The 11,974-nt window shown below is 32.3% G+C and carries 11 protein-coding genes; 10 read left to right on the forward strand and 1 reads right to left on the reverse strand.

The window, feature by feature from the left end:
* The first annotated feature begins 104 nt into the window (after positions 1-104).
* Positions 105-419, forward strand: a complete 315-nt coding sequence (locus AC061C_RS08985; protein WP_478290893.1) for a hypothetical protein — start codon at positions 105-107, stop codon at positions 417-419.
* A 57-nt stretch (positions 420-476) separates the two neighbouring features.
* On the opposite strand, the gene AC061C_RS08990 is transcribed toward AC061C_RS08985, so the two are convergent.
* Entirely contained in the window at positions 477-1,082 is a 606-nt protein-coding gene (locus AC061C_RS08990; RefSeq protein WP_478290894.1) for a 2,3-bisphosphoglycerate-dependent phosphoglycerate mutase, read from the reverse strand.
* 359 nt (positions 1,083-1,441) lie between these two features.
* Between AC061C_RS08990 and AC061C_RS08995 the strand changes: the two genes are divergently transcribed.
* From AC061C_RS08995 to AC061C_RS09035, 9 genes are all read left to right on the forward strand, one after another.
* Positions 1,442-2,461: a 2-hydroxyacid dehydrogenase gene (locus tag AC061C_RS08995; protein ID WP_478290895.1), complete on the forward strand. Its 1,020-nt coding sequence runs from the start codon at positions 1,442-1,444 to the stop codon at positions 2,459-2,461.
* 98 nt (positions 2,462-2,559) lie between these two features.
* Positions 2,560-3,219: a BON domain-containing protein gene (locus AC061C_RS09000; RefSeq protein WP_478290896.1), complete on the forward strand. Its 660-nt coding sequence runs from the start codon at positions 2,560-2,562 to the stop codon at positions 3,217-3,219.
* Positions 3,220-3,257: 38 nt separating this feature from the next.
* Positions 3,258-3,566, forward strand: coding sequence for a hypothetical protein (locus AC061C_RS09005; protein WP_478290897.1), 309 nt, complete (start codon positions 3,258-3,260; stop codon positions 3,564-3,566).
* Between the two features lie 87 nt (positions 3,567-3,653).
* A complete protein-coding gene (locus AC061C_RS09010) occupies positions 3,654-6,158 on the forward strand; it encodes a cation-translocating P-type ATPase (protein WP_478290898.1) in 2,505 nt (834 codons plus the stop codon).
* A 333-nt stretch (positions 6,159-6,491) separates the two neighbouring features.
* A complete protein-coding gene (locus tag AC061C_RS09015) occupies positions 6,492-6,986 on the forward strand; it encodes a rhodanese-like domain-containing protein (RefSeq protein ID WP_478290899.1) in 495 nt (164 codons plus the stop codon).
* Positions 6,987-7,325: 339 nt separating this feature from the next.
* Positions 7,326-8,084 carry a DUF547 domain-containing protein gene (locus AC061C_RS09020; protein ID WP_478290900.1) on the forward strand — a complete coding sequence of 253 codons (759 nt, stop codon included), beginning with the start codon at positions 7,326-7,328 and terminating at the stop codon, positions 8,082-8,084.
* Between the two features lie 497 nt (positions 8,085-8,581).
* The gene (locus AC061C_RS09025) at positions 8,582-9,466 is read left to right on the forward strand and encodes a hypothetical protein (protein WP_478290901.1); all 885 of its coding nucleotides are present in this window, start codon (positions 8,582-8,584) and stop codon (positions 9,464-9,466) included.
* 22 nt (positions 9,467-9,488) lie between these two features.
* On the forward strand, positions 9,489-10,466 hold the full coding sequence (locus AC061C_RS09030; RefSeq protein WP_478290902.1) for a fasciclin domain-containing protein: 978 nt from the start codon (positions 9,489-9,491) through the stop codon (positions 10,464-10,466).
* Between the two features lie 217 nt (positions 10,467-10,683).
* Positions 10,684-11,973, forward strand: a complete 1,290-nt coding sequence (locus tag AC061C_RS09035; protein ID WP_478290903.1) for an NAD(P)/FAD-dependent oxidoreductase — start codon at positions 10,684-10,686, stop codon at positions 11,971-11,973.
* Position 11,974: the final 1 nt, after the last annotated feature.

Genomic DNA, 11,974 nt, shown 5'->3' on the forward strand with positions numbered 1-11,974 from the left:
TCTGTGCTAATCTGTGGCAAAGAAATTTAGTATTTTTTTTAAATACGACATTAAATTTTAGCCATTACTAAAAGGAATAGCAATCATCAATACATCTAAATAGTATGAAAAATAAAAACACATTATCAAAATCCTCCAAAAAGGAGAATGAAAAAGTAGCAGCATTAAACTATCCTCCGAGTGAAGATATTTTTAATAAGCTAACGGAAGCAAAAGATATTGATCCCGAAGACATCACCAAAAATAAGACACCAAATGAACCTAGAAATTCTAAATGGAATGAAAAGAATTTTAATGAAGATGTTTCAGGTTTAGATTTAGATATTCCTGGATCTGAACTCGATGATGATATGGAACAAACAGGAAGTGAGGATGAAGAGAATAATGGTTATAGTTTGGGTGATGATAATAGTAAGTAATAGAAAGAAGACAATATTGCGGAATAGATTCTTTGAGATATACTTTTGATTGGAATTTTATAAATAAGCAACATTTAAAATGTTTAAATTAGTATCCATACAATATTTTCGGGGCAAACCAGTTGGGATATTGATTTTTTCAATATCCTTTGGACTGATGTTTTCTAAATACATCATTACTGCTCTTAAACTATTGCCGTGGGTAACAAGGAGTACATTTTTACCAGCTCTTAAATTGGATTCAATTTCAGTTTTGTAATAAGAAACCGTTCTGTCAAAGGTCGAAGCCAAACTTTCTCCATCGGGCGGACATATAGCATAACTTCTACGCCATATTTCAACTTGTTCTGTGCCATATTTCTTTGCAATTTCAGCTTTGTTTAGGCCCTGTAAACTGCCATACATTCTTTCATTGAGAGCGCTATTTTTCACCACTGGTATTTCGGGTTGCCCTAGTACTTCAAGAATGATTCGCAAACTTTTTTGTGCTCTTATTAGCATTGAAGTATACGCTATTTCAAATTTGTAGTCTTTGAGTTTTTCTCCTGCCAGTCTTACTTCTTCCTCTCCCAAAGGGGTAAGATCTATATCGAGAGTTCCAGTAAATCGATTTTCCAGATTATAAACAGATTGTCCATGGCGGACTAGTATTAAAATAGACATAAGCTGTTGAATTATTGAATAGCAACAAAGTTGCAACATCGTATACCATTTAAAAATGTAGATTGTAGGTATTATAAGTGATAAAAATCACTTTGCCATCACGATCGTAAATAAATGTTTTATATCATTTTTTCAGTTGGGTATTATCATTTCCTGACAGGAAAATATGGCTCAAATTTGCACCTATAAAAGACAACCTTTGCAGGTAGGAAAGGTTATATAAACTTAAAAAAAAAGCGATTATGAAATATTTCTGCTTCGGTAATCAGCAGTGCAGTCTAGATAAATGGTAACGAAATCATAGCACGCACACGAGTAGAAATCTTTAGAAATTTACAAATTAATAATCCCATTAAAAAATGAAAATAGCCATCTTCAATACTAAATATTACGAACGTGAATATCTTGACAAATATAATGTTGATGGTAAGCATCAACTCACTTATTTTGAAGCACCACTCAACGCAGCAACAGTAGCTATCGTAAAAGACTTTACTGCAGTTTGCATCCAATTGACAGATAAACTAGATGCTAATGTAATAGGTCAACTTGCAAAAGCAGGTATAAAACTGATCGACTTGCGAAGTGCAGGCTATGACAATGTTGACTTGGAGGCTGCTGCAAATAATAAAATAAAAGTGATGCGCGTACCGGCTTATTCACCTCAAGCAATTGCAGAACATGCCACGGCACTAATCTTGACACTCGACAGGAAAACACATAAAGCTTACAATAGGGTTCGGGAAAATAACTTTTCTCTTCAAAATCTAATGGGTTTTAACTTATTTGGAAAAACAGTTGGAGTTATAGGAACAGGAAAAATTGGAACTGCTTTTTGCTCTATAATGCTTGGTTTTGGCTGTAAGGTTATTGCAAATGACAGTTTAAAATCTAAAACATTACTTCAAAAAGGAGTACAATATGTCACTTTTGAAAAACTATTAACACTATCTGATATTATTTCTATCCATTGTCCTTTAAACTCAAAAACAAAACATCTTTTTGATAGTATTGCTTTCTCAAAATTAAAAAAAGGAATGATGCTTATTAATACAAGCCGAGGAGCAATCATCAATACAAAAGACGCTATCGAAGCACTTAAAAAGGCACAAATTGGATATTTGGGTATCGATGTGTATGAAGGTGAAGATACTATCTTCTTTAAGGATTTATCAGATACAGTCATAAAAGACGACCAAATCGAAAGATTAATGTCTTTCAATAATGTTTTGATTACACCGCACCAAGCTTTCTTTACAAAGGAAGCTTTAGATGAAATTGCCAGGATAACAATTCATAATTTCGATTCATTTGAAGACAAGGGTACGTCAGAAAATGAAGTAGCGTTCCCATTACAAAAACTACTGCTGAACTCATAGTTAAGTAAGGAGAATCATTTTTTTAAAAACGCTAGGTCATTTGAAGCCTTGCGTGTATGTTGCACTTTTGTATTCAGTCTCAAACTAAATTTTTCATAATGAAAAGTAATGAAGAGCTACAGAAAAACGTTATAGATGCCATCAATTGGGAACCTCTTTTAAATGCTGCCGTTATTGGCGTTATGGCAAAGGATGGTGTGGTTACCCTTACCGGTTCTGTAAATACCTACGCCAAAAAAGCAGAAGCTGGGCTAGTAGCTAAAAATGTTGCTGGGGTGAAAACCGTTTTCGAAAACATCAAAGTGGTTTGTAACATTGAGGACAAAAGAACAGATGCTGAAATTATGTCAGCTATTGAAAATACGTTCAAATGGCATTGGGATATCCCAACCGGAAAAGTGACAGTTACCGCAGAAAACGGCTGGGTATTCCTAAACGGCGAACTCGACTGGAACTACCAGAAAGACGCTGCAAAAAGTGCGGTCATCAACCTTATTGGAATCACTGGAATTACCAATAATATAAATGTAATTACTGCATCAAAGGATGTAAACGAAAGGAATAACATTGAAATTGCCCTTGAGAGAAATACTACCCTTAACAATAAGGATATTATGGTACATGTTTTCGATAATGTAGTTACTCTAAAAGGCCATGTAGACACTTGGCATCAAAAAATTGAAGCGGAGCGTATTGCATGGACTGCCCCTGGTGTAAAGCAAGTAGAAAACGATTTGTATGTAGATTTTATAGAATAATATTTCCTCTAAATTTAAATCAATAAAAATTACTAATTATGGAAAAAGTAAATATGGATAGTCTAGTTGTCGTTCTGGATACTCTTGAAAAATTGGGATTTAATTCTCAATTTGAAGTCAATGGGAAAAATATGGTTTCATTACAAACAGATAATCTTTTCCAAAGTAATGAAGTGAAAATTGTACATTTCTATCGATTTGAAGGTGAATCAAATCCTGATGACAGTTCCATTATGTATGCTCTTGAATGCAATAACGGTGAAAAGGGAACTTTAGTTGATGGTTACAGAACAACTGCCGATACCGATACTGCTAACTTTATGCTAAACGTTAAAAATAAAAAATAATCTACAAAAACACCGATGCTAGTTTCCAAGAAACACAAATTATAATGTAATAGGTTTCTATTCAATCTAAAAATAAATAAAAAAGGCATGCTTAATAATAAATTTAAAAGTAAAGGTTTAACAACTGCTGAGGTAAATCGTGCAAGAGAAAAATACGGTGAGAACAAAACTGCCTATAAAAAAAACAATATGTTTTTAAATGGCTTACTTCAGATTGTCAAAGATCCTATGACCATTTTATTATTGGTAGCATCAACCATTTATTTCATAAGCGGAAAAACATCTGATGGTATATTTTTAGCTGCAGCAATTATTTTGATAGCTGTAATTTCATCCTATCAAAAGGCTAGAAGTCACAACGCTTTAGAAAAATTGAAAGATTATACAAAACCCAAATGCAAAGTCATTAGAAACGGTACTGTAATCGAAATAAAAACAGAAGAATTAGTACTTGGCGATAGTTTATTGGTTGAAGAAGGAAATTCAATTGCAGCTGATGGAATCATTGAATCCTCTAATGATTTTTCAGTAAATGAATCCATACTTACAGGAGAATCAATGTCGGTTATAAAAGACAAATCGACAAAAGACAACACTATTTATCAAGGTACAACCGCAGCAAACGGACTAGCTATTGCAACCATTACTGCTATAGGCGGTGAAACCAAATTAGGTACCATAGGTAAAAGTCTAGAGGAAATCAAAGAAGAAAAAACACCTTTGGAAGTTCAGATTGGTAATTTTGTAAAAAAAATGGCTATTGCAGGAGCATTAATTTTTTTGATAGTTTGGATTATAAACTTTTCAAATTCTCATAATGTATTAGATAGTTTGCTCAAAGCATTAACCCTTGCTATGAGTGTTTTACCCGAGGAAATCCCAATTGCTTTTACCACATTTATGGCTCTTGGTGCTTGGCGAATGATGAAAAATGGAATTATTGTCAAGCAAATGAAGACTGTAGAAACATTAGGGAGTGCCACTGTAATTTGTATTGACAAAACAGGGACTATCACTGAAAACAAAATGAGTTTAACTAAAATATTTACGTTAAAATCTCAAAAAATTACGGATATAGACAATGAATTATCCGATGAAGAAAGAGCATTAATTGCCATCGCTATGTGGGCAAGTGAACCCACTCCGTTTGATCCCATGGAAATAGCATTACACGAGATCTACACGAAAGTTATTGCTACAGATCAAAGGCCTGGTTTTAAATTGATTCATGAATATCCGTTATCTGGTAAACCGCCCATGATGACACATATTTTTGAAAATAAAACCGGAGAAAAAATTATTGCAGCCAAAGGTGGTTCCGAAGCCATTATGGCTATTTCAAAACTATCTAAAAAGGAAAAAACTGCAATTTTAGAAGCAATAAAATCATTGTCAAGCGAAGGATATCGAATTTTAGCCGTGGGCGAAACTTTTTTTAATGGAAAAAAATATCCCAAAACACAACAAGAATTTACATTTGAATTCAAAGGATTAGTAGCCTTTTATGATCCGCCAAAGAAAAACAGCCATCTTGTATTGCGTCATTTTTACAAAGCAGGAATTAAAGTAAAAATTATTACTGGAGACAACGCCGAAACCACAGCTTCAATAGCCAAACAAATAGGTTTTATAGGCTATGAAAAAAGTATTTCGGGTGACGAATTAATGAAATTATCAGATAAAGAACTCAAAAAACAAGTTGTAGAAATTAATTTGTTTACCAGAATGTTCCCCGAAGCAAAGTTGAAAATTATAAATGCACTAAAATCGAATAAAGAAATCGTAGCTATGACTGGTGATGGTGTCAATGATGGTCCAGCACTCAAAGCTGCTCACATAGGAATTGCAATGGGCAAAAAAGGAACCGAAATTGCCAAACAGGCGGCATCATTAATTTTGATAAATGACGATTTAGCCAAAATGGTTGATGCTGTTGCCATGGGAAGGAAAATTTATACCAATTTAAAAAAAGCCATTCAATTTATAATTTCCATTCACATTCCAATTATTTTTACGGTGTTTATTCCGTTGGCATTGGGATGGGTTTATCCTAATATATTTTCGCCAATTCATATTATATTTTTAGAATTAGTAATGGGTCCAACATGCTCTATTGTGTATGAAAATGAGCCAATGGAGAAGAATACGATGACACAGAAACCAAGGCCTTTTACAAACACTTTTTTTAGTTGGAAGGAATTATCAACGAGTATAATTCAGGGTTTGGTAATAACATTAGGAACGTTATCAGTGTATCAGTTTGCAGTTTATCAGGGCTTTAATGAACACATTACACGAACAATGGTTTTTCTGGTTTTAGTTACATCAAATGTGTTTTTAACCTTAATTAACAGGTCGTTTTATTATTCCATTTTTACCACTTTGAGATATAAAAACAATTTAGTTTTTATAATTATAGGAACTACAATTGCTATTACCGGTTTGTTACTGTATCTAAAACCATTGACAGATTTTTTTCTATTTGAGCATTTAAATGTTTATCAGTTATCAATTGCTATTGTAGTTGGTAGTGCTTCTGTACTATGGTATGAGTTGGTCAAAATTTGGAAACGCAATAGCAATCATTTGTAAAGGAATGAATCCTATAGAAAAGTATCCTTTGCAAACTATTAAAAAAAAAATCAAAATAACACCGCTTACAATTGCTATAACACTTTTTATAGCATACCCTTTGCAATGACAGGGTGGTTAATGCCAGCTGTAGCTTCGTTGCAGCATCTAGTCTTTTTAGACAAAGCTACCAGCGAATTTACACTTCTTATAAGTACTGGTACTCCAAAGAAAAAGTTGTTTTACTATACTCTAAGTTCAGCTCTTTAAATTTGCCATTCCTAAAATTTAAAAAAAGTTTTATCTGAGTACTAATTTTTTTCGTAAGTTAGATATTGTATAAACATACTTAAAATGAAATATCTGTTTGCCCTTTTATCTGTAGTTGCCACCCAATTTTGTTTGGGACAAAAAACAATTCCAAAAGTTTTAGAAAAACTAAATAGTAAAACTGTCCCTTACATAACTGTAGAAGAATTTCAGACAAAAAAAGGGGTTGTTGTATTAGACAGTAGAGAAATAAGCGAATTTAATGTAAGTCATATTAAAGATGCGCTTTATGCAGGCTATAATAATTTCGATAAAAATAAAATTACTGCAGCAATACCTAATAAGAACGCCAACATAATTGTTTACTGTTCTATTGGAGTTCGCAGCGAGAAAATTGGAGAAAAACTACTTAAAATGGGCTATAAAAATGTGTACAATCTTTATGGTGGAATTTTTGAATGGAAAAATAATAATGGGAAAGTAATTGACAATAAAGGTTTCGAGACAGATAATGTGCATACATATAATAAAAGTTGGAGTAAATATTTGAAAAAAGGGATCAAGATTTATGAAAACTAAAACGAATTCTTAAATCAATAGTTGAACAATTCTTAAAAAAAAGTATTTTAACTAAAACCGATATATATAATTTATCGTATATAATAATAACTTATAGTTTAAACAAAATAAGAGCAACACTAATAAGAATTTGTGGAAGTATGAAACCAAAAAACACCAGTTGCTTAATTTTCTATACTATAATTTACAAGTATTAGTAATTAAGTTAAAAATAACATCACTGTATTAAAATGTATAAGTTTAATAATCACAACAGTTTGTTTCTAAAAAAATAAACAGCAAAGACTACTAATTTTCAATAAATAATTAACCAAATCAATAACCTTAAATCGTAAACCTATGAAAATGTTTTTCCTATCCTTATTATTACTACCATTTTTTTCTTGTGGAAAAAACAAAAAAAATCCAGAGGCCGTAAAATTTACTTATGAAAAAAGCACCACCACAGAAGCACCTGGCGTTAACCATGCAAGATGGAATGCATTATTACAAAAAAATGTTTTAAAGAACGGAAATGTAAATTATAGAGGTTTTCAAAAAGACAGTAAAGAACTAAAGGTATATTTAAACGATTTATCAAGTAATTCACCCACTAAAGCATGGTCAAGAAATGCGACTTTAGCATATTGGATAAACGCATATAATGCGTACACGGTGCAATTAATTTTAAACAACTACCCAGTTAAAAGCATTAAAGATATTGCTGATCCATGGGGCAAAAAATTTATTTCTATTGGTGCCAAAAAATACAGTTTAGAAGATATTGAAAATGACATACTGCGCAAGATGAATGAACCACGCATTCACTTTGCTATAAATTGTGCTTCGATTTCTTGTCCTGAATTATTAAATGAAGCTTTTACGGAATCAAAATTGGAAAAGCAATTGGTTTCAGTTACTAGAAATTTCATTACTGATAAATCTAAAAATTCCATTACGTCTAATAAAATTGAAGTATCAAAAATATTTGATTGGTTTGCTGCCGATTTTAAGACAAAAGGGGATGTAATAGATTTTTTAAACTTGTATAGTACTATTAAAATCAGTTCAAATGCAAAAATAAGTTACAAATATTACAATTGGAATCTTAATGACTAGCCTTTCTGCATAAATAATTTTTTAATTGCACGCACTTTTCAATCGAAATATCATTTAATCTAAAAATGGTGATGATACGAATTGAATATCTCGCTTTAGATTCCAATAATATTCAATTTTATGACTCATATTGTTGTCTTTCAATAAAAAATAAATTTTTCTTTTAAATTTTTTGCATTAATTGGTTTTTTTTTTAATTTAGGACTTGTCTTATAATTTTTAATAATTAGTACGACCTAGATAACAAAGAAGTGCAGTAAAACAAGACTTGGTGAGAACTTGTGAAATTTGTATCAAAAAAAAAGAATAACATTAATTGCTCTTTTCTTTATCGGACAAACATGTTTTTAAAACTTTTTTTTAAATATTATAAAGCGTAGTTAATTGAAAATCAATATTTTTTTAAAATTTTTAATTTTTTTTTAGATTTTCTAAAACCAAATCTATTTATCCCTCGTAAATGAATAAATAAGTTAAACAAATAACACTTAAACACTATGATTAAAAAACAATTACTATTAATTTTAGCAGTAACAACACTAGGATGTGTAAATACCGCTTTTTCGCAGAGCCCAATAAGTGGATTCATGCAAGGTAAAGGAAAAGGAAATGTTTCTCTTTCTTTAAGTTCAGAAAAGTATGATAAAGTGTACTTAGTACCACAAGAAACAAATGGTGTACCAATTTTTAACGAAGTAAAGTTAAACAGTACTAATTTGTATGCAACTTATGGTCTATCAGATCAATTAGATGTTGTAATGTCTTTACCGTACATTTCAGCTGAAGGGAATGCTTCACAAGAGCAATTAAACAACTTAAACTATTCAAACACTAGAAGTGGAGTTCAAGACGTATCTTTTTACTTGAAATACAATCCTTACTTCCACAATTTTGGTAAATCTAGCTTAAGATTGATTGGTGCGTTAGGATTAAAAACACCACTAGGAGACTACAAAGTTGATGAAGGATTGCAATCAATTATTGCAATTGGAAACAAAAGCACAACGGTTAGTGCACTTGGACTTGCTATGTTCAAAATGGACTCTGGAATTTTCGCTTCAGGACAAATTGGAGGAAATATAGCTTCAAATGATGTACCTAACTCGTACACATCAGAACTTAAATTAGGATACGCAGCTTCTAAATTTTATGGAGATGCTTACGTAGCAAATCAAACATCTACAAGTGGTGTAGATATTTTGGCAGAAGGTTTTCAAGGCTTTTTCCCAGCTACAAAAGTAAACTATACCAAAATAGGTTTAAACCTTTACACTCCTCTTTACAAAGATTTTGGATTAGCTGGAGGTGCTAGCACTTTAGTAGCAGGTAGAAATATCGGAAAAGCGACTGGATTTTATGGTGCACTAGTTTATAAATTTTAATTAACAACTCTAAATTAAGCAAATGAAAAATTCAAATATAAAAAGTGCTTTATTAGCCTTTACATTATTAGCAACGTTGGTATCCTGTGATAACGATTATGCTGATCAAAAACCAACGATAGCGAATATCGCTGTAACAAATTCAGCTTTCAGTACACTTGAGGCAGCAGCAATTCAAGGTGGAGTAGCGGTAGTATTAAGTAACAAAAATGCAGGAGATCCTTCAGGAAACTTTACTGTATTTGCACCTACAAATGATGCTTTTGCTAGATTAGGACTAGTTGATGCAGGTAGTTTAGGAGCATTAAATAATACGTTTTTAACGAACACATTATTATATCACGTTTCTAATGCGAACTTACCATCTAGCCAAATTATGGCAGGAGGAACTTCAGGATCAGCTTTGCAAGGTCTTACAAGACGTTTCATCAGTAGAGGAAATGATAAGTACATTAATGGTTCTAAGATTGTAATAACAGATGTTTCAGCAAGTAACGGAACTGTTCATGCGATTGATAAAGTAATGCTTGCTACTGGAGCTAATATTGTTGCATCTGCACAAGCTGTAGCGGGTGGTAGTGTATTCAAAAAGCCAGAACTAACATTTTTAGTGGCAGCAGTAGTAAGATCAGGATTAGCAGCTACTTTATCAGATCCTACTGCAAATTTTACGATATATGCACCAACAGACGCAGCGTTCATCGCAGCAGGATTTCCAAATGTAGCAGCAGTATCTGCAGCTAACCCGATGGATTTACAAGCTGTTTTATTAAACCATGCAGTAGTTAGGACAGGTACAATTAAAGGTAAATTCACATCAGAGCAAACAGATTTAACGGAAATGACTGCTGGTGGAGGAACACTAACGTACAGTGCTTTTGCGAATGGAACATTTACAGTGAAAAGTAATGGAACTGCAACTCCAGCCAACATGGTTATCCCAGATATTCAATGTACAAACGGTGTAGTTCACGTTATTGATAAAGTTTTAGTACCTTAATTGTATTTTGTAAACTAATACAAAATTCCTTTATGGTAAAACAAAGTAACAGTTGTAAAATTAGTTTTGCAACTGTTATTTTTTTAAAAGTTGTAATTAAGAAAATAATTAGGTTGAAATACTTTTAAACAAAATCAATCATTTTTATCGAAAATATTCTATTTTTAAAAGAAATTAAAAAGCATTTTTTAAATCACAACAAGCATATTCATTTTATATGGAACATATTGTCATCATTGGTAACGGAATTGCTGGAGTTACACTGGCACGTCACATTAGAAAAAAAAGTAATTCAGAGATTACGATCATCTCCTCTGAAAATAAATTTTTCTTTTCTAGAACTGCATTGATGTATGTTTTTATGGGACATATGAAATTTGAGCATACACAACCGTATGAAGATCAATTTTGGAAAAAAAACAAAATTAATCTTATCGAAGGATATGTCACTTCCGTAGAACCAGATTTAAAAGCTATCGTTTTAAACGGTAATGAAAAAATAGGATATGATAAATTAGTGCTAGCAACAGGATCAGTCCCAAATAAAAATGGATGGCCAGGGCAGGATTTACAAGGCGTAACAGGATTTTATCATAAACAAGATCTAGAAGCATTAGAAAAATGGGCACCTACAAAGAAACATGCTGTAATAGTAGGCGGAGGATTGATTGGTATTGAGTTAGCCGAAATGTTACGATCTCGAAATATTCAAGTTACTTTCTTGGTTCGTGAAAAAACATTTTGGGGTGGAGTTTTGCCTTTCGGCGAAAGCCAAATGATCAACCGCCATATAGCAGAACACCATATCGATTTAAAATTAGAAACAAATTTAGTTGAAATTATTTCCGATGAGAACGGCCATGTTAAAGCTGTTGTTACCGATAAAGGTGAAACTATAAATTGTGAATTGGTAGGATTAACAACCGGTGTTTCGCCAAATATTGATTTTCTTAAAAATTCTGGAATCGAATTAGGAAAAGGAATCAAAGTGAATCAATTTCTGGAAACGAGTGTTCAAAATATTTACGCGATTGGCGATTGTGCTGAGCAACGTGAAGCAATAGGATTGAGACGACCTGTTGAAGCTGTTTGGTACACTGGGCGCATGATGGGAGAAGTGTTAGCACAAACATTAACGGGAAACCCTACAGCATACAAGCCTGGGAACTGGTTCAATTCAGCAAAATTTTTAGACATTGAATATCAAACGTATGGATGGGTATGGGCTACAGCCAAAGAAAATGAAGTTCATTTTTACTGGGAACATGCTGCAGGAAAAAAAGCAGTCCGCATTTCATTTGATAGGGAAAGTAGAATTTTTTTAGGCATAAATACCTTCGGAATACGCATGCGTCATGAATTTTTTGACACCGTTTTAAATAATAAGGAATCGGTAGATTATGTTATTCGAAATTTATCAAAAGCTAATTTTGATCCTGAATTATTTACTTCGCACAACCACGAAATTCAAAAACAATTTAATAATCAATTTGCTACCGTACAATAAT

The organism is Flavobacterium sp. GNP010, assembly GCF_056428945.1.